Source organism: Pontibacter harenae (genome assembly GCF_020907245.1).
In the GTDB taxonomy this organism is placed as follows: domain Bacteria; phylum Bacteroidota; class Bacteroidia; order Cytophagales; family Hymenobacteraceae; genus Pontibacter; species Pontibacter harenae.
Genome location: NZ_JAJJWH010000006.1, coordinates 40991 through 63625 on the forward strand (window position 1 = coordinate 40991; position 22635 = coordinate 63625).

Below are 22635 nucleotides of genomic sequence, written 5' to 3' on the forward strand. Positions count from 1 at the left end.
TCCAGCCTTTTGCTATAGGTATAGCCGTGTTTTAAGTAAGGCAAAGTAAAGCTCGCTGTATAGCTTGGTTCTACTTTGCCTTGTAGCTTCGTGGCAGGCAAGGCATAAGCGGACACTTGCGCCAGTAAAGAAACAAGTCACGAGTAGTAACTAAAAGGTTGTTCTGTCTTTTTCGCCTGGAAAAATTACCTGGTCTAAGCTATGAGCACCTGGCCCGATGAAGTACAAAGAGAAGAAAAGGATAGCAGACTCCAAGGCATGGGAGTAGCCGCCAAAGCCATCGCCTGCCACTACATGGCGGGTAGTAGCCACCAGCATAGTTATCAATAAAAGGGCACAGGTTGGCCTGAAGAATAAGCCTAGCATCAGGAAGAAACCACCTACAGCCTCAGAGAAACCAGCCATAAAACCCCAAAAGGTAGGAGCGAAGTCGAGGCCCCACAAAGCCATGTTCTCGCCTATGGCAGTCCATCTTTCTGGTCCGCCCGTAAGTTTTGGCCAACCGTGTAAAATAAACATGACACCTATACCGATACGGAGCAGCAATAGCCCGAGGTTCCAGTACCTGTAGCGCGAACGTAGTATACCCATATCAGCAATAATACAGAATTTTTAGAAACATACCAAAGAGTTAATATACCAGAATGCCTCTAACAAGGGTGTTAGCGGGTATGTCTGTAGGTGTAGCGTTAGGCTTGCTTAGCGTTACCTGTGAGTTCTCAAGTATAAAAGATATACCCGCTTTCTCAGAGACTGCTACCAAGCCAGCATCAGCCAGCGTAACACTGCTAATCGGATATGCTTTTTGTATTTCTGCAAACTTAGAACCTACGCCTAAACCTGACGGTGTTTTGTACTGCTCGCCTTTTACCGTAATGCGCCACACACGGCAATCTGGTTCACAAAGCTGTTCTACCAGTATTCCCTTCTCCTGGTTTTTGGGGTGCAACACGTAGGCAGTGAATGGTTGACCCTCCAGGTTCAGCGTGGTGTCGGCTATTGCCAAGCCTGCTGGCACCTGCTCGCGCATCTGTGTGATGGGCATACCTATTTTAACGTTGCCGACGCTGTTGTTTTGTATAACCAGGTTTTCGGGAGCTTGAAATGGTGTGTCTCCTTCTGTTGCGGTGGTATCACTAAATGCTATTGTCTGGGTAGGTTCGTTCAAGTTGCTTTCGTCCCCATCCCGTTCTGAAAGACAGGCCGCCATGCCTACACCTAGCAGTATGGCATATATTATGTTCTTAATCATCATTCTACACTAAGCGGTTCTTTATTTTAGTATTAAACCTTGATGTACAACAGGAGGTTGTTGTATATTAGCGTGAAAACGAAAATCGTTTGTTATATTATACATCAACTTAAAAAAGTAGAATGGCTAAACCATTAATCCTGGTCTCGAACGACGACGGCATTACTTCACCAGGTATAAGAACGCTGGTAGAGGTTGCCATGAAGATAGGGGAAGTAGTGGTGGTAGCACCCAACAGTCCTCAGTCTGGAATGGGACATGCCATTACCATCGGCAACACGCTCAGGCTTGATAAATCGATAGCGTTTGATGATTTAGACGTGGAAGCATATGAGTGCTCTGGCACACCTGCTGACTGTGTAAAGTTAGGTAAGCACCATGTGCTGCGCGATCGGAAGCCCGACCTGGTGGTAAGCGGTATCAACCACGGCTCCAACTCCAGTATCAGCGTACTTTACTCAGGCACCATGTCGGCGGCTATTGAGGCGGCTATTGAGGGCTTGCCAGCTATTGGCTTTTCGCTCTGTGACTATGGCCACGAAGCCGATTTTTCGCATACGATACCTTTTGTAGAGAAGATCATCAGGCAGGCGTTAGAACACGCCATCCCTACGAACACGGCGCTGAATGTAAATTTCCCTAAGAAAAGCGAAGAGCCGATCAAGGGAATGAAGATATGCCGACAGGCACATGCTAAGTGGCAGGAAGAGTTTGACGAGCGCCTGGACCCGCACAACCGCAAGTACTACTGGATGACGGGCAACTTTGTGAACTTTGACAAAGGGGAGGATACCGATGAGTGGGCCTTGGTAAATAACTATATTTCCATTGTCCCTTGCCAGTTCGATATGACGGCGCATCACGCTATTGCTCGACTGAATAATGAGTGGGCGTTGGAATAACTATGTCTGCAACCAATTAACTCAAGTTGTTGCAGAGCTTTCACTCTAAATATAGCCCTTTCTTGGCCCTCTTCGGAGGAGCTTAGAAAGGGCTACAATTTTTAAGGTACTACAAGAGCATTAAATGCCTATTCTTTAGAATTACTTTTTATCATGGTTCAAGCTAAATCGTACTGGAAGGTTAAACTGCACGCGTACCGATTCGCCGTTTTGTTGACCAGGTATCCACATGCCATCCATTGATTTTACGGTGCGGATAGCTTCTGCGTCCAAAGCTTCGCCAGCACTGCGAACAACTTCAATGTTGCTGAGGCTGCCGTCTGTTTCAACTACAAATCCTAGCACGACCATTCCTTCTTCGCCTGCTGCCTCTGCTGCTTTAGGGTATTTCATGTTATTTCCTAAGTACTTCAATAGTTCAGCATCGCCGCCTCTAAACTGCGGCATGTTCTCTACATACGCATAAGGTTTGTCCCCTTCTGGCCTTGTGAATTCAGGTGCTTTTGAAACGGCTTTTTCTTCTGATACATCTGTTAGTGTTGCCGTGTCTTCGTCTTTTGAACAGGAAACTGCTATAAGTAAAAACGATAGGAGCGCTAGCAGTAAAGTGTTTTTGTGTGATGTCATTTGCTTCATGGTTAATGATTTTTAAGGTTTAAATTAATTTAAAAAAGGCAATAAGGTGCCGCCTCAGCCTTTTCTGGCTGAGTAATAGGATTGAAGGGTGCTATAGATTAGATTTTATTTAATTGTAAACCGGATAGGCAGATTAAAGCTAACGGGAACCTTCCTGCCATTCTGGGTGCCTGGTTGCCACTGGCCACTCATACTTTCTACTACTCTGATTGCCTCTTCATCAGTGCCTCCGCCTAGGCTTCGTATCATCTTAATATCAGAAAGTGTGCCGTCTGTGTTTACTGTAAAGTTCACCACTACCATACCCTCTATACCAGCTTCCTGTGCCTGCTTAGGGTAGCGCATGTTCTTTCCGAGGTACTTCAGCAGTTCAGCATCGCCGCCTTTAAACTGTGGCATGTTTTCTACATAAGAATATGGCTTTACATAAGGCTCAGCTTTTTCTTCAGCTTCAGGTGTTTCATTAGTTTTAGGCTTTTGGAACACTACGTCTTCAGTTATATCTGTGGGCGGGGGCATTTTTGGTGCCGTGCCTGCTATGGCAGAGCCAGGTGCAGCTGGTGGTTCTAAGGCATCAGTGTCTGTTATTAGAGCAGGTGCGGTTGGCTCCTGCGTTGTCTGATTGTTAGCGGTAGCAGTTAGAGAATTGGCAATGTCGGCGGTGGCATGCTGGGCCGAAAAAACAGTAGCCATTATAAACAAGAGTGGCAGTATAAGTAAAGGTCTCAGCCATCCTGTTTTTTTGTCACGCTGCTGCAGCATCTGCAGGCGCTTAAAAACCTGCGGCTCTCTGAAGTAGCTGCCCATTGGTACACCTGTTTTATAGAGTGCTTCTTTAGCCAGCAAAGACGTGTACTGTGCAGGTTGGTGTTCAGAAACCACATAAGCGTCTGCCTGGTACTCGTGTACATCCCGCAACTCACTTTTTAGTAACCAGATAATGGGGTTAAACCACATGACAGAGGTTAGCAGCTCATAGTAAAGTATGTCCCAGGTATGGTGCAGTTGTACGTGAGCCAGTTCGTGTGTCAGTACCTGTTTCTTTTCACGTTCAGATAAATGCGCCTGATCACCTAAGAATACATAATCCAGAAAGGCAAAGGTTGGTGTTCCATTCTCTGTTTTTAAGACTGTGGCAGAACTTGTGAGATTAGCTACAGGTTTGCTGGCTGCAATTAATTTCCTGATGTTAAAGAGCTGTAGCACCAGGCGTGATGCTAAAATAGCTAGGCCCAATAAGTACGTGAATAGCAGCATGTTTTTTATGGATAACAGGCTGCTGCCTACTGAACCAGCTTCTGATGCAGCAGGGGAGTAGCTAACCACTACCTCCGGGAGCTGAATACTTTGGAGCTGGTGTGCCACAAATGATTCTGAAGGAAAAAGTGAAGGCCACGGCAAGAACGGAAGCAGTACTGCAACGAGTGGTGCGAGCAACAAAAATGCACGGTTTTGTTTTAGCCCAGGCTGGCTGCGTAGCAAAGTATAATAGAACAGGTAAAGCACCAGCAGGCACAGGCCTGGCTTTAAGATATAGTTACTGAGCTGTTCCATCTTTTAGGTCCTCGTCTTCTAAATCATTTTTAACATGCTTCATCAGTTGGTCTAATTCCTTTAGATCTAAGTTGTTGTCTTTGGCAAAAAAGGAAACCAATCGTTCAAATGAACCGCCGAAGTAGCCGCTCATAAAGTTTTTTAGAAAGAAACTTTTATACTTGTCTTTGGCTACCAGCGGGTGGTACTGGTGTGCCTTTCCGAAAGCGGTGTAGCCGACAAAGCCTTTGCGCTCCAGTATGCGCACAATAGTAGACACGGTATTATAGGCAGGCTTGGGCTCTGGCATTTGCTCAATAATGTCTTTCACAAATCCTTTTTCCAGCTTCCACAGGATCTGCATTACTTCTTCTTCGGCTCTTGTTAGTTCTTTCATATAGCGTATAAATGTTTCTGAAGCTAATATAATAACTAAATACTTAGTTTTTAACTAAAGGTTTAGTTAAATGAGAAATTTTTTTCTCAAAAGATTGAAAATAAGTGTATCTACATTGATTTATTTGGGGATAACTTCAAAGATTTGTAAATTTGGCATTTATATATTTATACTAATGCCGTATAGTTAATTTTTTAGTTGATCTAATGAGATACTATTAACCTGTGTTACCACATCATAGCTTATTCTTATCATACTGAAGCATAGGTAGCAGCTGTTTTGGTAGACAGATATTTATATGCCTAAAAATCAATGTATTAACATGGTGTTGTTGTTGAAACAGCATGCTTTGCAAAGGATATTTAATTTCCCCAACACTTAAATGAACGTGCACTTTAGTAGAAACAAATATCAATTTATAACTCAGTCTTATGAAGCCGAAATAGCTGGGATAGGCTTCTTCTCTTTTTCTGCCAGCTACACACTTTTTACCCATTTAAATTAAACTAATCTAACATGAGAAAACTATTACTATTGAGCATGGCTCTTGTGCTGTGCTTGCTACAGCAGGCGATGGCCCAAAGTAGAACAGTTTCGGGTAGGGTAACCGAACAGGGCACTGGCGAAGGGCTGCCAGGTGTATCTGTTGCCATTAAAGGAACCTCAACGGGAACCAACACTGGCATAGACGGGGGCTACACGATTACTGTTCCTAACGACAATGCTACCCTTGTGTTCAAGTTTATAGGTATGGCCACTCAGGAAGTTGCTGTAGGCGGCAGAAGTACTGTAAATGTAACCTTGAGCCCTGACAACCAGCAGTTAAATGAAGTGGTGGTGACAGGCTACACTACCCAAACCAGAAGAGAAACAGCTGGTTCTATAGCTGTAGTAGAAGCAGAGGAAGTAGCTATGGTGCCGCTTGGTTCTTTTGACCAGGCGCTGCAGGGCAAAGCCCCAGGTATACTAGTGCAGGCAAACTCTGGTCAGCCTGGTGCAGCTGCAAACATCCTTATCCGTGGACGCGGATCTATTCTAGGTTCAAACGAGCCGCTTTATGTGTTAGATGGTATCCAAATCTCTGCTAACGATTTTGCCTCTCTTAACCCAGCTGACTTTGCTAGCTTTAACATTCTGAAAGATGCAGCGGCAACATCGGTGTATGGTTCCAGAGGTGCTAACGGTGTAATCGTTATTACGTCTAAAAAGGGAGCTGCCGGTAAAACACGTTTCAACTACAACGTACAGTACGGTTTCTCTAAGGCACCAGAAAGCGGAATAGAGTTGATGAACTCAAACCAAAAGCTGGACTACGAACTTATGAGAGGCAACCCTTATAGATGGGATGCTGATGACTTAGCAAGATTAAGACAGATTGATACAGATTGGGGCGATGTGTTTTTCCAGACTGGCCGTACTGCTAACCACACAGTAAGTGCTTCTGGTGGTGCTGGTAAAACTACCTTCTACCTTTCTGGGTCAGTTTTCGACCAGACTGGTACAGTACAGAACACGGGGCTAGAGCGTTATACAGGTAGAGCAAACATAGAGACAAATGCAGGCAATTTTACTTTCGGTATCAACTCTACTGTAGGGGTTTCTGATTTTACAAACACCAGCGAGAACAACACTGGTATAGCCACACCACTTAACGCCATAAACTGGACCAACCCTTACGAAACTCCTTATGACGCGGATGGAAACTATACCCAGATTTACTCTGGTCAACCTAATGCATTGCAGGAGCTTCTGGAAAACAGCAATTTAAGAAAGCAAATTAAGGGTGTTGGTAACGTTTATGTTTCTTACGATGCTCCGTTCTTGCCAGGCTTAGTGCTTAGAACAAGCTGGGGTGGTGATTTCAGATCGAATGAGACAACCTCTTTTGTGAACCCAACTACTTATTCTGGCCAGTTTTCTACTGGTGGTTCAGGTAGCTTCGGACGTGGCTATTCCAGAGACTTCCGTTATACTGGAACAACATCAGCCTCTTATTCCAAAGACTTTGGCACAGAGCATACATTAACAGTTGCGTTGTTCAATGAGATTGTGAGCAGCAACGGCAGAAACTTTAGCTTTACTGGTTACGGGCTGGGTGGTCCTTTTCAGAACGAGGCAGGTATAACACCAGGTAACGCTACCAATGGTTTCATACCTTCTGTTGGCGGCGGCGGTGTCGAAAATGCATTGCTTTCTTACTTCACAAACATCAACTATGGTTTCAGAGACCGTTACTATCTTACTTTAGGTGCCCGCCGTGATGGTTCTTCCCGTTTCGGTGCTAACAGACGCTATGCTAACTTCGGTTCTGTTGGCTTTAGCTGGATTGTTTCTGACGAAGCTTTCATGGAAGGGCTTACAGATGTGTTCAACCAACTTAAATTCAAAGTTAGCTATGGCTCATCTGGTAACCAGGCAGGTATAGGCAGCTTTGAGTCAAGAGAATTATACGGCCGTGCTATCTATAACGGTGTGTTTGGCTTGGCGCAAACTCAATTGGCCAACCCAGATTTGCAGTGGGAGAGAAAGAATATCTTTAACACAGGTTTAGAGTTTGCCACGCTTAACGGTAGACTGAGAGCTACTGTAGAATATTATAACTCGCTTACAACAGACCTGTTCCTGAACAGACAGCTGTCCAGAACTACTGGTTATTCTGAGTTAACATCAAACATAGGCGAGTTACAAAACAGAGGTTTCGAATTTTTCCTGGACGGTGACATTATTGCAACTGAAAACTTTACCTGGACTGCTAATGTGAATCTAACCCGTAACCAGAACGAGGTTAAGCAATTGGTAGGTGAAGGCGACAATGATATCATTGAGGGTGTGATCATCACGCGCGAGGGAGAGTCTATGAATTCTATTTACGTTGTTCCTTTTGCAGGTGTAAATCCTGATAACGGCAATGCCTTGTATAGAACTTTGGACGGTGAACTTACTGAGACTTACGATCCAAGCAATCGTGTTATTGTAGGATCTGCCGAGGTGCCGTTCTTTGGTGGTTTTGGTTCTGCCATAAACTTCAAAGGCTTAGAATTAAACGCCTTCTTTAGTTTCCAGCGCGGAAACACAGTTTACAACAACGACCTTAACAACGTTACCAATCCAGCCTACTTCTATGACAACATGAGTGTAGAGTTGCTGAATGAGTGGCAGCAGCCTGGTGATATTACCAATGTGCCTAGAGCAGGTAATCGCTACAGAAGCGCAACAACACGTTTTGTAGAAGACGGCAACTTCTTAAGGCTTCGTAACCTGAATCTTTCTTATACTTTACCGACCAGATTGGTTAGCGCTATAAAACTAAACAGCCTGCGTGTATTTGTTCAAGGTCAGAACCTGGTAACCTGGACTGATTTCAGAGGCTGGGATCCAGAAATTGCAGGGGTATCTTTAACAGGTGCTCAGTATCCTGCGCTTCGCACAGTTACATTTGGTCTGAATGTCGGTTTGTAAAAAACTTAATCTCTAGAAATGAAAATCAATAAAATAATATTAGGTATAGGACTAAGCTGCGCTTTGGCTCTTCCTGCCTGCGAAAGTGTAATTGAAGTGGGGCCAGAGTTTGCAGAGGACGGCTCACAGATATTTACCTCTCTTAATGATTATGAACTTGCTCTAACTGGTGCTTATTCCCTTTTCAGACAGGTAGGTTACTTCGGAAACGGCGGCCAAACAACCGGCGCCTGGTCTGTGCTGCCCGATTTGATGAGTGATAACCTGGTGCAAACGGCAGAGGACTTAGCCAACTGGCAAAATCAAATCAACTTAGAGTACTCTACCGATGATGCCGACGTTGCGGCTTCTTGGATAGCTGCTTATTCTGTTATAGGGCAGGCAAACCTGGTGCTACGCAACATAGAGCAGTTTTCCGAAACCGATCCTGAGCGTGTAAACCGCATTAAAGGACAGGCTTTGGCCATTAGAGGTATGGTGCATTTCGATTTGCTGCGGTACTGGGGCGTGGAGTTTGAAAGAAATTCGACAGCTCTAGGAGTTCCTTACAAAACGATTGTCGATATCAACGATATGCCGCGTAGATTAACGGTGGAAGAAACTTACGACAATATCTTTAGAGATTTAGAAGAGGCGGAGACTCTATTAGGTGACGTTGATCAGGAGATTAACACCAGCAACAGAGCCTATATCGACCAGCTGACAGTACAGGCTATTTTAGCACGTGTAAATTTATATGCTGAAGAATATGCTGCTGCGGAAAGCTATGCGACCATGGTGATAGAGCAGATGCCTTTAGCTGATATGGATGATTTCCAGGCTATTTGGGGAGACGCCTCTACAGAAGAAGTTATCTGGGCTGTATCTTTCAACGCAGGTGAAGGTAGTCCTGCTAGTAGTGTTTTCAATGCTCCCTCTAACCGAAACCGAGCAAGGCCTGCCACGCCGCTGTTAGAATCTTATGACATGGGAGATGATATTCGATATGGTACCTATTTTTCTACCAGATCTCTTTCAGGCAACAGCCGAAACATCCTCAGTAAGTTTATAGGACGTGGTTCGGCAGAAGACAATCTCGTGGATTGGAAAGTGTTTAGAACAGGCGAGATGTACTTGATTCGTGCAGAAGCCAGAGCCAGGCAAGCTGGTAAGGAAGCTTTAGGCTTAGCTGACTTAAATGAGTTAAGAGCAGCAAGAATTGTTGGTTATACTCCAGTTAACTTGTCGGGCCAGGCTTTGCTAGATGCCATTGCTCTGGAAAGACGTAAAGAGCTGGTAGGCGAAGGCCACAGGTTCTTCGATCTGAAAAGAACTACCCGTACTTTAACGCGTACAGACAGCGATTTGGCTTCTACTAACCTAAGCGTTTCTCCTGATGCTATTGAGTGGGTGTGGCCAATTCCGCAGGGCGAAATAGATGCTAACCCGAACATAGCAGACCAACAAACTCCTGGTTATAACTAAGGAGTTGCTTAAAAAAGCAAACCATAGATAAATTAGCAGCCGCAGGTACTTACATACCTGCGGCTTTTTTTGTACAGCGCTCTACTTCTTTTTCAATGTATATGATATAGGAGAAAAGAGAATAACTTAAACTTCTCTTGAAAGTACGTTGACACTTACAAACCCTCTTCCGCCGTTAAGTGTTAGTTGCCACCCCATCTTTCGCAGCTCCCGCTCTATAAATTTGTTCAGCAAGCCATGTGCTACCAGTACCGCAACTTTATTTTCTGTTGCCTCTGCTGCTAGTATAACGGCTCCTGCTTTGGCTCTTTGCCTGGCTTGCTTAAACGTTTCAATGTCTTTGCTGTTAAAGCCCAAAAACCAAAGCAGCCTGGCACTAACTAACCACAATTTTACAGGCAATTTTAGAAGGGGGAACGAAAAGATTCTGCGCTCAAACTCCCTGAAACTATGGTCTTTTACCATTTCAATTCCATCACCAAAAATAGCTTTAGCCGTGAGTTGGGAGCGGTTAAGGGTGCTACAGTATACTTTCCTGATTTCTTTGAAAGGTATGGCTTCGTTTTCTAAAATAAACTCTTCCACAGCAGCAGCATCGTAGTCAACAATGAATTGTTGCGCATCAGACGCGCTAAAAAAGCCTTTCTTGTTAGCTAATGGACGGGCGTGGCGAATCAGAAAAATACGTGGCGGAGAAGTGGCAGATGACGTAGGTTGTTTATCCAAAGTATAGCTGCTTGTTTTATAGTTTGTACGTAGTGCTTGTCTGATTAGATTGCTAACGGAACAGACCTCGCGGCGTCTTGCCTGCTACGAAGGAACAGCTGTTGGTGCAGATGCTTACGGTTGCTAAAAGACATTATGAGCGTCTTTTAGCAACTGTAACACGCATGATTCAGCAGAAAGCTGTAAGTTAGTTTTGCTCCAGATCCTGAAACACATGCTTTTTGATATTCGGCCACTCAGATTTTAGAATGCTGTAGAAGATGGTGTCGCGGCGGCGGCCATCGTGCATCAAAGTGTGGCTCCGTAAGACACCTTCTTCTGTGGCTCCAATCTTCTGCATGGCTTTGCGAGAGCGCAGGTTCAGTATGTCTGTCTTCAGTTCTACCCGTTCAAACTGCAAAACCTCGAAAGCATACTGCAGGAGCAAAAATTTGCAGTGCCTGTTCAGGCCGCTGCCCCGATAGTCTTTGCTCAGCCAGGTCCAGCCAATTTCCAGTCGCTTGTCGGGCACCGAAATGTTGCCGTAGCTGGTGCTGCCTGCAATTTTGCCCGTAGCTTTATCCACAATCACAAAGGTGTAGCGGCGATTGCTTTGCCGATCCTTTAGTGCAGCAGCGGCCCAATCTTCGAGCTCAGAGGGAGTAGAGATGCGGTTAGTTGTAAACCGCCAGGTATCTTCATCGTACACGATGCTCGAAAGTTCTTCAACATCTGAAGCTTCAAAAGGGCGAAGCAGCACTAGGTTGTCTTGTAAGATGATGTTTTGTGTTAAATCCATAGCACGGGTCAGGGTTCAGGAATAGGACATTTACTGGTAAATATAAATGTGTTTACACATAGGTCATAAGAAGGAAGCCAAAGGATAAAGTTTTAACACCAGAAAAGCCTGCTACAGATAAAATTAGGTGATTTTTATATAGCAAATCAGCAGCATCTACAACCCTGTTTGCCTCTCCTACGTTCATACAAAGCAATTCAAAATAGGTATATTTTTTTATACCGTTAATGTACTTTATATACACTTGTGACTGAAGTTAAGGGACGAAAAGCATTGATTTCTGGAGGAAGCTCGGGCATAGGCCAGGCTATTGCAGGCAAATTGTCTGCCGCTGGAGCTAAAACAGCGGTTGCAGATATTTCTCCCCTTAAGGACAGCACTGATAGCACCCTTTCCTTTTTATGTGATGTTTCTTCTGGTACCGATGTAGATGCACTTTACAAGCAAGTGCACGATAACATGGGAGCACCCGACATTTTGGTTTGTAGCGCTGGCCGTGGTATTCATGAGAAGCTGACAGAGGGAGACCCTGAGAAGTGGCATGAGATTATCCAAACCAACTTTTTGGGAGCATTGCGCCTGGTGCGTGCCTTTACGCCAGCTATGCTGGAGGCAGGCTTCGGCGATGTGGTGTTTGTGTCGTCGGTGTCAGCGAAGCACGCTTACCCCTACGGTGGTGTGTATGCAGCTACCAAAGCGGCGCTGGAGGTGGTGGCCGAAACGCTTCGGCAAGAAACGTTGCCTAAGTTACGGGTAACGGTGGTGGCGCCAGGAGTAACAGATACGAACTTTTTTAACAATACAGTTTCAGGATTCCATACGGCTGAGGACATAGGGTATGGCGCGATCTCCCCAGAGGAGGTGGCAGATGCCGTGCTGTATGCCATAAGCAGAGCGCAGGGGGTTTCGGTAGGAAATATCACCATACGGCCTACAGCTCAGCCTTTTTAATCAAATACTTAACTAAAACTATGAAACAGAAAATTCTGATTACAGGTGGAGCTGGGTTTATCGGGTCGCATTTAGCCGATGAACTGCTGAGCCAGGGATATGAAGTAAGGGCGCTGGATAACCTAAGTGAGCAGGTGCATGGGAAAGATTGCGTACGGCCTGACTACCTGCACGAAGACGTGGAGCTGATGATTGGCGATGTGCGCAACCCAGAGGACGTGGCACGTGCGCTGGAAGGTGTGGATGCCGTGTTCCATTTTGCCGCCATGGTAGGCGTAGGCCAAAGCATGTATGAAATTAAAGAGTATACCGATGTAAATAACATAGGTACAGCGGTATTGCTGGAGGCGCTCATCAAGAACCCTGTAAAGAAACTAGTGGTAGCTAGCAGCATGAGCATCTACGGAGAGGGCATGTATAAAAATCCTGCTGGAGAGATGACAGTTGTAAACGAACGTGGCCTGGAGCAGCTGAAAGCAGCTGACTGGGAACTGTACGATGCGCAGGGCCAGCAACTGCAGCCAATAGCTACACCCGAAACCAAAACACCTTGCCTTTCTTCGGTATACGCACTTTCTAAATACGACCAGGAGCGCCTTTGCCTAATGGTGGGCCGTGCCTATAATATTCCAACAGTGGCGATGCGCTTCTTTAACGTGTACGGCACACGCCAGGCGCTTTCGAACCCATACACTGGTGTGCTGGCCATCTTTGCCTCCAGACTGTTGAATAACAATTCTCCGATGATTTTCGAAGATGGACACCAGCAGCGCGACTTCGTGCATGTGCGCGATGTGGCGTTAGCTTGCCGCCTTGCGATGGAGAAAGAAGAGGCCAACGGCGAAGTATTTAACGTAGGAAGCGGTAACAACTATACCATCCGCGAGATTGGCGAAAGACTGGCCACCGTGATGGATAAAACGCACTTGCTGCCTGAGATAACAGGCAAATACAGGGTAGGCGATATCCGCCATTGCTATGCCGACATCACAAAGGCAAAAGAAAAACTCGGTTTCTATCCGCAGGTTGAGTTTAACAGCGGACTAGAGGAATTAGCAAACTGGCTGGAAGGACAGATTGCATACGACAGAGTAAATGAAGCCAGCGCAGAACTGGCCGCACGCGGGCTGACAGTATAAGCCCAGATTTACTTCTACATTCTAAAGAATTTTACACAATGAGTATAGAAAAATCTATAGAGAACCGAAAAGCAGTACCGACCATCGGTATAGTGGAGTGGTTCCGACCTGGCGAATACGAGCACGTGAAGCAGACGCTGGCAGAGCTGAAAGAGTTGGGCGTAACAGACCTACGCACAGGTGTATCCTGGGCTGACTACTACACCGAAGGAGGTAAAGACTGGTATAACTGGTTGATTCCTACGCTGGCGAAAGAAGTAACGGTACTGCCTTGTTTTCTCTACACGCCGCCTTCCATCGGCGAAAAACCAAGAACTTCTTCTCCGCCGAAAGACAGAAAAGCCTATGCCGATTTCCTGGATGTTTTTATAACTGACCTTGGAGAGCATTTTGAGTGGGTGGAGCTTTGGAACGAGCCGAACAACCAGGTGGAGTACGACTTTACGCTGGACTATGGCTGGAACAAGTTTGCCGAAATGATAGGTGGTGCCGCTTACTGGTGCCAGCAGCGCGGCAAGAAAACGTTGTTGGGCGGCATGAGCCCCATAGACCCGAACTGGCTGCACGTCATGTTTGAGCATGGCGTGATGCAGTACATCAATGCCATTGGCATGCACGGTTTCCCTTACGTGTTCGACCAGCAATGGGACGGATGGGAAGAGAAAGTGCTGTCGGTAAGAGCTGTTATGGATAAGTTTGACTGCAAAGCTGAACTATGGATTACGGAAGCGGGCTTCTCTACCTGGCAACATGACGAGTTTAAGCAGGTGCAGGAGTTTAAGCTGGCCATGCAGGCCGATGTGGACAGACTGTACTGGTACGGGTTGCGCGACCTGGATTCGTCTTTGCCAACGGTAGCTGGTTTTCACCTCGACGACCGTGAATATCATTTCGGATTGAGAAAGGCAGATGGAACACCAAAGCTGCTGTACAGGCTATGGGCCAAGTATGGTGTGCAGGAACTGGAGAACTTGCAGCATGTGAAATGCACTTCTGATACCGCTGTTTCCGCAGAGCCTTATACTTTGATCACTGGTGGAGCTGGTTTCGTGGGTACCAACCTGGCGAAGCGACTGCTGGAAGAAGGTAAACGCGTCATGGTGTTCGATAGTCTTTCCCGCGACGGCGTGGAGCGCAACCTGCAGTGGCTTTGCGATACCTACGGCGATAAGCTGGAAGTACACGTAGGCGATATCCGTGATCTGCAGTCGGTGCGCAAGGTGATGAAGAACGCCAATGAAGTTTTCCACTTTGCTGCACAGGTAGCCGTTACCACTTCGTTGGATTTTCCGATCAACGATTTCGAAATAAATGCACGCGGTATCATAAACGTGCTGGAGGCGATACGGGAGCAGGACAATCCACCGCCGCTCGTGTTTACCTCTACTAACAAAGTATACGGAGGCCTCGAAGACCTGAAGTTTATCTCCAACGGCTCCCGTTACTACCCAGCCGACGAAAATATCAAGGAGAACGGTATCAGCGAAAAACGTCCGTTGGATTTCCATAGCCCATACGGTTGCTCGAAAGGCGCTGCAGACCAGTATGTGATCGACTATGCCCGTACCTATAACCTGCCGATGACGGTGTTCCGTATGAGCTGCATCTACGGTCCGCACCAGTACGGCAACGAAGACCAGGGTTGGGTGGCGCACTTTGCCATCAGAGCCATTGAAGGCAAGCCTGTAAATATCTACGGTGACGGCAAGCAGGTGCGCGATATCCTTTTTGTAGAGGATTTGGTGGATGCTTTCCTGCTGGCACAGGAGCACATGGCAGAGATATCGGGCCAGGCCTTTAACATTGGCGGCGGTCCTGAAAATACTGTGAGCCTTTTAGAGCTATTGAAAACGATTGGCAAATACCGTGGCGAGGAAATTCCGCTCAGCTTCGGCGACTGGCGACCAGGCGATCAGCATTATTATGTGTCTGATACGCGCAAGTTCCAGGAGGCTACAGGCTGGTATCCGAAGCACAACGTGCAGCAGGGGGTAGCCAAACTATACCAGTGGCTGTGCGAAAGCCGCGGACTCAAAGCGCCTGTCATTCTAAAACTATCATCAGAAAGAGAAGAACCTGTAAAAAAAGCAGCTTTAGCCTAATGCAAGACACCCTTATAACTGAGAAAAAAACAACGGCCACTACCATGCGAGCCGCTGTTATTACAACTCCTAAAACAGTAGAAGTACAGACTATAGCCCTGCCAGAACCAGAAGCGGGGCAGGTGCGCCTGAAGCTAGAAGGCTGCGGACTTTGCGCATCTAATATCCCTGTATGGGAAGGCCGTGAGTGGTTTAGCTACCCCGTAGAGGCTGGCAACCCTGGTCACGAAGGCTGGGGCGTGGTAGAAGCCGTAGGCGAAGGTGTGGACAACGTAAAAGTTGGCGACCGTGTGGCGGCGCTTTCTTATCATTCGTATGCCGAGTTTGATGTGGCCGATGCCGATAAAGTAGTGAAACTGCCTGCTGCTTTGGCGGGCAAACCTTTCCCTGGCGAGCCGCTCGGTTGTGCCATGAATATCTTCAAGCGCAGCGATATTTCCGAAGGGCAGACGGTGGCTATACTTGGGATTGGCTTTTTAGGAGCGCTGCTCGTGCAACTGGCCAAACATGCAGGTGCACGTGTTATCGCTATCTCTAAAAGAGAATTCTCTCTGGATATGGCCAAAGAGTGCGGTGCCGATGAAGTAATTGCCATGGACGATCATTACCAAATCATTCAGAAAGTAAGCGACCTGACGAACGGAAACTTCTGCGACCGCGTGATTGAGTGCACGGGCAAAGAATGGCCGTTGAACTTGTCTGGTGAGCTTACAAAAGAACGCGGTAAACTCATCATCGCTGGTTTCCATCAGGATGGCATGCGCCAGGTAAACGTGCAGTTGTGGAACTGGCGTGGCCTGGATGTAATCAATGCCCACGAACGCGATCCGCAGGAATACATCAAAGGCATAAGAGCCGCCGTAGAAGCTGTGGAGAAAGGAATTATCAATCCTGAGCCGCTTTATACCCATACGTATACTTTGGAGAACATACAGGAAGCCTTTGATAACCTGACCAACCGCCCCGACGGATTTGTAAAAGCGCTTATAACCTACAACTAAGTTATGCAAGACACGATACTCGAAAATAAAAGCGAAACTATAGCTTCTTCTTCATCTACTTCCGCTAAGCCAAAGCTTGGCTTTTTGGGCGTTGGCTGGATTGGCCGTAACCGCATGGAGGTGATCGCCAATAACAATGCAGGGGAAGTAGCTTATGTCTCCGATACAGCTCCTCAAAATGCCGAAGAAGCGCTTAAAAGTGCTCCTAACGCAAAACAAGTTGGTTCGCTGGAAGCCATGATTCATGCGCCAGAGGTGGATGGTGTTGTGATTGCCACCCCGAGTGCTTTTCATGCTGAGCAAAGTACATTAGCCCTGGAAGCTGGAAAATCTGTTTTCTGCCAAAAACCGCTTGGCCGTAACGCCGAGGAAACCAGACGTGTGGTAGACGCTGCCCGCAAGCAAAATAAACTGCTGGGCGTAGACCTTTCGTACCGTTACACCGAGGCGATGCAGCAGGTATACAAAGTGGTACAGAGCGGCGAACTGGGGCAGATTTATGCCATCGAGTTGGTTTTCCACAATGCCTATGGTCCTGATAAGGCGTGGTTCTATGAGCCTAAGTTATCGGGTGGTGGCTGTGTGATTGACTTGGGCGTACACCTGGTAGACCTGGCGCTGTGGACGATGAACTTCCCTGCAGTAAAAGAGGTGAACAGCCACTTATACTCAAAAGGAAAACCTATTAGCATGGCAGAGGGTAAGGTAGAAGATTATGCCACGGCCAGCATCGCCCTGGAGACAGGCACTAATATACAACTGAGCTGCTCCTGGAATTTGCCAGCGGGGCAGGAGGCTATCATCAGCGCCACTTTTTACGGTACAGAGGGCGGCGTGGCGTTGAAGAATGTAAACGGCTCGTTCTACGATTTTGTGGCGGAGCGTTACTATGGCACCAAGTCGGAGCGACTGAGCTCACCGCCAGATGAATGGTCTGGCAGAGCGGGTGTGGCCTGGGCAGAACGCTTGGCAAAGGGTGAAGGCTTCAATGAGGAGGCGGAAGAGTTTGTGAAAGTAGCAGAAGTTTTAGACAAGATTTACGGAAGATAAAATATGGAAGCACATCACCCAGCAAAGATTTTAATGACAGCAGATACCGTTGGCGGTGTCTGGACTTACGCCATGGAGCTGGTGCGCGCCCTGGTGCCATTCGGTACGAAAGTAGCCCTGGCTACCATGGGTGCACCCTTAAGCGAGGACCAACGCAGGCAAACGGAAGACATGAGCAACCTCACCATTTACGAAAGCAACTATAAACTGGAGTGGATGGAGAACCCATGGGAAGACGTGGAGCAGGCGAGCCAATGGCTGATGCATTTAAAGGATGAAGTGCAACCTGACCTGGTACACCTGAACGGCATGGCGCACGGTAACCTAGATTGGGGTGTGCCTGTGATCGTGGTGGTGCATTCCTGCGTCATGTCGTGGTGGCGTGCTGTGAAAGGCGAAGAGGCTCCGAAGGCGTGGGACAAGTATAAAGAAGCTGTGACAAAAGGTTTGCAGGCTGCCGATATGGTAATAGCACCTACACAGGCTATGCTGCACCAGGCCGAAAACTTTTACGGACCTTTTAAAGCGAGCACTGTTATTTACAATGGCCGTGGCCAGTACGGTTTCCAGTTCGGTAAAAAAGAACCGTTCATCTTCAGCATGGGCCGTGTGTGGGACGAAGCCAAAAACATTTCGATGCTGGCACATATTGCTTCCGATCTGTCTTGGCCTGTATATATTGCTGGCGACAGCAAGCACCCTGCTACTGGCGAAACTATTGAACTGGAGAATGTTCATTTCCTGGGCAAGCTTTCTGAGAAAGAAGTTTCAGAACGGCTATCAAGAGCCTCTATTTACGCTTTGCCAGCCAAGTATGAACCCTTTGGCCTCACCATTCTGGAAGCAGCTATGTCGGGTTGTGCTTTGGTAGTTGGTAAAGCAGAGAGCCTGGTAGAGATTTGGGGTAACGCCGCCAAGTATGTTGATCCGAATAGTGCCGATGATTTGCGAGACACCATCAACAACTTAATTCAGGATGAATTTGCCCTGAACATCATGGCCATGCGGGCCATCAAACGCTCCCACGGTTATACTTCCGACCCTATGGGCCAGGACTATGACCACGTGTACCGCCAGTTGCTCAGGCAAACGGTCAGTGTTTAATTTTGAATAACTGAATTTTGAATGACTGAATGCAAATAGGTGATCCAGTGGCAAAGTCGTGGATAAGAGGGAGTAAGTAGATCAGCATATAGTAAACTGCCTTCGCCGTTGTTGCGTGTTCTCACCAACAACCCCATTTCACTAGCTATGGCAAAGGCATTCATGCATTCAAACTAACTGGAGTTGTTGGTCAGAAGACACAACAACGGCAGCGGTATTTAGTAATCAGATTGAACAGGAATAAGTACGTTATTCAGATTTGTAAATTAAGAACAACAAAGTTAAAAGTCTTAAGTCTAGTGTCTTGATACTTGTGTCCTTTCAAAATAAAACTAACATCAAACTATGAACATCACCCTTTTCTACCACTCTATACTTTCTGACTGGAACCATGGCAATGCCCATTTTTTACGCGGCGTGGTGCGGGAACTGGAAAAGCGGGGGCACCAGGTAGAAGTGTATGAGCCAAAGAATGGCTGGAGCCTGCAAAATCTAGTAGAAGGCTACGGAGAAGAAAAACTGGAGGAGCTGCAGGCTTATTACCCAGGTATAAAAACCAATTTTTATACCTTGAAAGAACTTGATTTAGATGTCGTTTTAAAAGATGCTGACCTGGTGCTGGTGCACGAGTGGAGCGAACATGAACTGGTGAAGCGGGTAGGGGAGCACAGAGCGAACGGCGGCAAGTATAAACTGCTTTTCCACGACACCCACCACCGTGCCGTAACCGAGCGCGAAAGTATGGCCAAGTACGACCTCACGCACTACGACGGCGTGTTGGCTTTCGGGCAGGTGATCCGCGATTTATACTTGCAGGAAGGCTGGACGAGCAAAGCCTGGACCTGGCACGAGGCCGCTGATACTTCCGTTTTTTATCCGCACGAAAAGAAAGAGCTGGCGGGCGACTTGGTTTGGATCGGGAACTGGGGCGACGAAGAACGCACAGCCGAACTGCACGAATTCCTTATCAACCCTGTAAAAGAACTGGGGCTGAAGGCGAAGATTTACGGTGTACGCTACCCTGAGCATGCCCGTAAAGCCCTGGCTGATGCTGGTATAGAATATGGTGGCTGGCTACCAAACTATAAAGCCGCTGAAGAATTTGCCAAGTATAAAGTAACGGTGCACGTGCCGCGAAGGCCTTATGTCGAGGCGTTGCCAGGTATACCTACCATTCGTCCATTTGAGGCGCTGGCCTGCGGCATTCCGTTGATTTCTTCGCCTTGGGATGATGCTGAAAACTTGTTCACTCCAGGCAAAGACTTTTTAGTGGCCCGCAACGGTGAGGAGATGAAACAGCACTTGCAAACGATATTAACCGACGATCTGAAAGCTGGTGAAGTGGCGCGAGCTGGGTTAAGTACTATCCAGAGCCGCCATACCTGCGCCCATCGTGTAAACGAACTGGAGAAAGTATGCGAAGAGCTAGGCATCGCTTCCTCTAAAATCTATGTCACCCCGAAAGAACAATCCTTACATGAAGCATAAGAAACTGAACATCGCCTTTTTCGGCTCCAGCCTGGTATCGGCTTACTGGAACGGTGCCGCCACCTATTACCGTGGTATTGTGCGTGCGCTGCACGAGCGAGGGCACCAGGTTACGTTTTACGAGCCCGATGCTTACGACCGCCAGCAAAATCGCGACATGCCCGACCCTGATTACGCAACCGTAGTAGTGTATGAAGCCACCGAAGAAGCCGCCTACAAATGCCTGAAAGATGCGGCTAATGCCGATATCGTGGTAAAAGCAAGCGGTGTAGGGGTGTTTGACGAGCTGCTGGAGCGTGAGGTGCTGAAACTGCAGACCGATGAGCGCCTGGTGGTGTTCTGGGATGTAGATGCGCCTGCCACCCTGGATCGTGTACATCATAACAAAGACGACCAGTTCCTGCAACTGATTCCGCAATACGACATGATTTTGACCTATGGCGGCGGCAATCCTGTGATAAACGCCTATGAGGCCTTGGGAGCGAAGAAATGTGTGCCTATATACAATGCGTTGGATACAGCCACACACTTTCCTGTAGAAGCAGAAGAACGTTTTGTGTGTGATCTGGCCTTCCTTGGCAACCGCCTGCCAGACCGCGAAGCACGTGTAGAAGAATTCTTCCTAAATCCTGCTGCAGCAACACCTGATAAAACGTTCATGATCGGGGGCAGTGGCTGGGGTGATAAGCACATGAGCGAAAATGTGAAGTACATTGGTCATGTTTATACCAAAGACCACAACGCCTTTAACTGCACGCCGAAAGCGGTGCTGAACATCAGCCGTGAGAGCATGGCGCGTTACGGTTTCTCGCCTGCCACTCGTGTGTTCGAGGCAGCTGGCGCAGGAGCTTGTATCATTACGGACTACTGGGAAGGCATCGACTTCTTTTTTGAACCTGATGCAGAAATTCTGGTAGCTAAAAACGGAGCAGAAGTAGCCGCTATCCTATCTGATTTATCCGAAGAAAAAGCAAAAGCAATTGGCGAGGCAGCCTACAAAAAAGTGCTCGCCGCCCATACTTATAACCACCGTGCGGAGCAACTCGAAACGCTGCTGTACGCTAAAGTAAAACAACAAGACGAGGCACTGGCATGAACATAGTTATACTTGGTTTATCGATCACATCGAGTTGGGGTAACGGCCACGCCACCACCTTCCGTGGGCTGGTGCGTGAGCTGAAAAACAGGGGGCATGAGGTGCTGTTTCTGGAGCGGGATGTGCCGTGGTACGCCAACAGCCGCGACCTGCCGAACCCGCCGTACTGCCAGACAGAGCTCTATACTTCCTTACAGGATCTGCAGCGTTTTACCGAGCAGGTGCGCGAGGCTGATTTGGTGATAGTAGGTTCCTACGTACCAGAAGGAGTAGCGGTAGGAGAGTGGGTAATCCAAACAGCGCAGGGCGTAAAAGCCTTTTACGATATTGATACACCTGTTACGCTGGCAAAACTGGAGCGCGAGGATTTTGAATACCTCCATCCAAAACTTATTTCTAAGTACGATTTATACCTGTCGTTTACAGGCGGGCTTACATTGGAGCTGCTGGAACAAAAGTACGGATCCATGATGGCGCGGCCGCTTTACTGTGCCTTCGATCCTGAGCTATACTTCCCTGAGGAAACAGAAATGCAATGGGATTTAGGCTACCTCGGTACGTATTCTGATGACCGTCAGCCGCCGCTGGAGAAGCTGATGCTGGATGCTGCCCGCCAGTGGTCAGCGGGTAAGTTTGTGGTGGCTGGTCCGCAGTACCCCGAAAGTATAAGCTGGCCTGCCAACACACAGCACATACACCATTTGCCGCCAGCGGAGCACCGTAAGTTCTACAATAGCCAGCGTTTCACGCAGAACATCACCCGTGCCGACATGATCAGGGCAGGTTATTCGCCGAGTGTGCGCCTATTTGAGGCAGCGGCCTGTGGTACGCCTATCATTTCGGATTACTGGGAAGGCCTAGATAGTTTCTTTAAGTTCGATTCCGAAATACTGGTTTCTTACTCGGCAGAAGACACACTGCGTTACCTCCGCGAGATGAGTGAGACTGAGCGTAAAGCCATTGGTGAACGGGCAAGGCAGAAGGTGTTGTCGGCACACACGGCGGCGCATCGGGCACAAGAGGTGGAGCTGTATACTTCGCAGCTGCTGGACTTTACCATGAAAGCATAGTTGGTTTTAGCGACACAAGTATCACGACACAAGACACAAGACACATGACTTTTGATATTTGTTACCCCAATACTTAGCAGTTTATATTGAACACAGGCAGTATGATAAGAAAGCAACTCATAAGAATTTGTATGCTGCTGCTATGCTGCATCGCGTTTTCTTCCTGTGCTACAGTACCTCCCATGTTTTCGAGTAAACCAGATATTTTCTACCTGGGCGAAACTTATGCTGCAACTGTCAGTAGTGTAGAGGTATATTACGACGAGATGGATGTGCCGAACCAGTTCAGAGTGATAGGCAGAATGACGCACGACATAATTCTTAGGTATGAGGAAGAGGAGTTGAAGAGTTCCATGATAGCGAAAGCAAAGGAAGTGGGAGGCGATGGCATCATTTTTACGGATGTAGAAGTGAAACGCCCTAACGATTCAGGAGATAAACTTGTAGTAAAGGCAAAAGTAATTAGATTTTTGAAGTAGATTAATTT

The 22635-nt window shown here is 47.4% G+C and carries 20 protein-coding genes; 13 read left to right on the forward strand and 7 right to left on the reverse strand.

What is annotated here, in order from left to right:
• Positions 1 to 150 precede the first annotated feature (150 nt).
• Both LN893_RS04910 and LN893_RS04915 read right to left on the reverse strand, forming a co-directional pair.
• Positions 151 to 591: a DoxX family protein gene (locus tag LN893_RS04910; RefSeq protein WP_229968684.1), complete on the reverse strand. Its 441-nt coding sequence runs from the start codon at positions 589 to 591 to the stop codon at positions 151 to 153.
• A gap of 40 nt (positions 592 to 631) precedes the next feature.
• Positions 632 to 1255, reverse strand: coding sequence for a mechanosensitive ion channel protein MscS (locus LN893_RS04915; protein ID WP_229968685.1), 624 nt, complete (start codon positions 1253 to 1255; stop codon positions 632 to 634).
• Between the two features lie 119 nt (positions 1256 to 1374).
• Here LN893_RS04915 and surE point away from each other — a divergent pair, with 119 nt between their 5' ends.
• A complete protein-coding gene (gene surE, locus LN893_RS04920; RefSeq protein ID WP_229968686.1) occupies positions 1375 to 2154 on the forward strand; it encodes a 5'/3'-nucleotidase SurE in 780 nt (259 codons plus the stop codon).
• A 141-nt stretch (positions 2155 to 2295) separates the two neighbouring features.
• Here the strand turns inward: surE and LN893_RS04925 are convergent, their stop codons facing one another.
• From LN893_RS04925 to LN893_RS04935, 3 genes are all read right to left on the reverse strand, one after another.
• On the reverse strand, positions 2296 to 2781 hold the full coding sequence (locus tag LN893_RS04925) for an energy transducer TonB (RefSeq protein WP_229968687.1): 486 nt from the start codon (positions 2779 to 2781) through the stop codon (positions 2296 to 2298).
• A gap of 114 nt (positions 2782 to 2895) precedes the next feature.
• A complete protein-coding gene (locus LN893_RS04930) occupies positions 2896 to 4344 on the reverse strand; it encodes a M56 family metallopeptidase (RefSeq protein WP_229968688.1) in 1449 nt (482 codons plus the stop codon).
• Positions 4328 to 4720 (reverse strand): BlaI/MecI/CopY family transcriptional regulator, encoded by a 393-nt coding sequence (locus LN893_RS04935; RefSeq protein ID WP_229968689.1) that lies wholly within the window; start codon positions 4718 to 4720, stop codon positions 4328 to 4330. The genes LN893_RS04930 and LN893_RS04935 overlap by 17 nt, the downstream gene beginning before the upstream one ends.
• A gap of 516 nt (positions 4721 to 5236) precedes the next feature.
• On the opposite strand from LN893_RS04935, the gene LN893_RS04940 reads away from it, so the two are divergent.
• Positions 5237 to 8179, forward strand: coding sequence for a SusC/RagA family TonB-linked outer membrane protein (locus LN893_RS04940; RefSeq protein WP_229968690.1), 2943 nt, complete (start codon positions 5237 to 5239; stop codon positions 8177 to 8179).
• Between the two features lie 18 nt (positions 8180 to 8197).
• The gene (locus tag LN893_RS04945) at positions 8198 to 9643 is read left to right on the forward strand and encodes a RagB/SusD family nutrient uptake outer membrane protein (RefSeq protein WP_229968691.1); all 1446 of its coding nucleotides are present in this window, start codon (positions 8198 to 8200) and stop codon (positions 9641 to 9643) included.
• Positions 9644 to 9769: 126 nt separating this feature from the next.
• On the opposite strand, the gene LN893_RS04950 is transcribed toward LN893_RS04945, so the two are convergent.
• Positions 9770 to 10369 (reverse strand): histidine phosphatase family protein, encoded by a 600-nt coding sequence (locus tag LN893_RS04950; RefSeq protein ID WP_229968692.1) that lies wholly within the window; start codon positions 10367 to 10369, stop codon positions 9770 to 9772.
• 187 nt (positions 10370 to 10556) lie between these two features.
• A complete protein-coding gene (locus LN893_RS04955) occupies positions 10557 to 11147 on the reverse strand; it encodes a GNAT family N-acetyltransferase (protein ID WP_229968693.1) in 591 nt (196 codons plus the stop codon).
• Between the two features lie 246 nt (positions 11148 to 11393).
• On the opposite strand from LN893_RS04955, the gene LN893_RS04960 reads away from it, so the two are divergent.
• The 10 genes from LN893_RS04960 to LN893_RS05005 all read left to right on the forward strand — a co-directional run bounded on the left by LN893_RS04960 (position 11394) and on the right by LN893_RS05005 (position 22627).
• Positions 11394 to 12098 (forward strand): SDR family oxidoreductase, encoded by a 705-nt coding sequence (locus LN893_RS04960; protein WP_229968694.1) that lies wholly within the window; start codon positions 11394 to 11396, stop codon positions 12096 to 12098.
• A gap of 20 nt (positions 12099 to 12118) precedes the next feature.
• Positions 12119 to 13237 (forward strand): NAD-dependent epimerase/dehydratase family protein, encoded by a 1119-nt coding sequence (locus LN893_RS04965; protein WP_229968695.1) that lies wholly within the window; start codon positions 12119 to 12121, stop codon positions 13235 to 13237.
• 38 nt (positions 13238 to 13275) lie between these two features.
• Positions 13276 to 15339 carry an NAD-dependent epimerase/dehydratase family protein gene (locus LN893_RS04970; protein ID WP_229968696.1) on the forward strand — a complete coding sequence of 688 codons (2064 nt, stop codon included), beginning with the start codon at positions 13276 to 13278 and terminating at the stop codon, positions 15337 to 15339.
• Entirely contained in the window at positions 15339 to 16340 is a 1002-nt protein-coding gene (locus LN893_RS04975; RefSeq protein WP_229968697.1) for an MDR/zinc-dependent alcohol dehydrogenase-like family protein, read from the forward strand. The genes LN893_RS04970 and LN893_RS04975 overlap by 1 nt, the downstream gene beginning before the upstream one ends.
• A gap of 3 nt (positions 16341 to 16343) precedes the next feature.
• Entirely contained in the window at positions 16344 to 17390 is a 1047-nt protein-coding gene (locus LN893_RS04980) for a Gfo/Idh/MocA family protein (protein WP_229968698.1), read from the forward strand.
• Between the two features lie 3 nt (positions 17391 to 17393).
• Complete coding sequence (locus tag LN893_RS04985; RefSeq protein WP_229968699.1) at positions 17394 to 18494, forward strand: glycosyltransferase family 4 protein; 1101 nt, start codon at positions 17394 to 17396, stop codon at positions 18492 to 18494.
• Between the two features lie 345 nt (positions 18495 to 18839).
• On the forward strand, positions 18840 to 19982 hold the full coding sequence (locus LN893_RS04990; RefSeq protein ID WP_229968700.1) for a CgeB family protein: 1143 nt from the start codon (positions 18840 to 18842) through the stop codon (positions 19980 to 19982).
• A complete protein-coding gene (locus tag LN893_RS04995) occupies positions 19972 to 21078 on the forward strand; it encodes a CgeB family protein (RefSeq protein ID WP_229968701.1) in 1107 nt (368 codons plus the stop codon). Before LN893_RS04990 ends, LN893_RS04995 begins: the two co-directional genes overlap by 11 nt.
• Positions 21075 to 22148, forward strand: coding sequence for a CgeB family protein (locus tag LN893_RS05000; protein WP_229968702.1), 1074 nt, complete (start codon positions 21075 to 21077; stop codon positions 22146 to 22148). Before LN893_RS04995 ends, LN893_RS05000 begins: the two co-directional genes overlap by 4 nt.
• 182 nt (positions 22149 to 22330) lie before the next feature.
• On the forward strand, positions 22331 to 22627 hold the full coding sequence (locus LN893_RS05005) for a hypothetical protein (protein WP_229968703.1): 297 nt from the start codon (positions 22331 to 22333) through the stop codon (positions 22625 to 22627).
• The last annotated feature ends 8 nt before the right edge of the window (positions 22628 to 22635 follow it).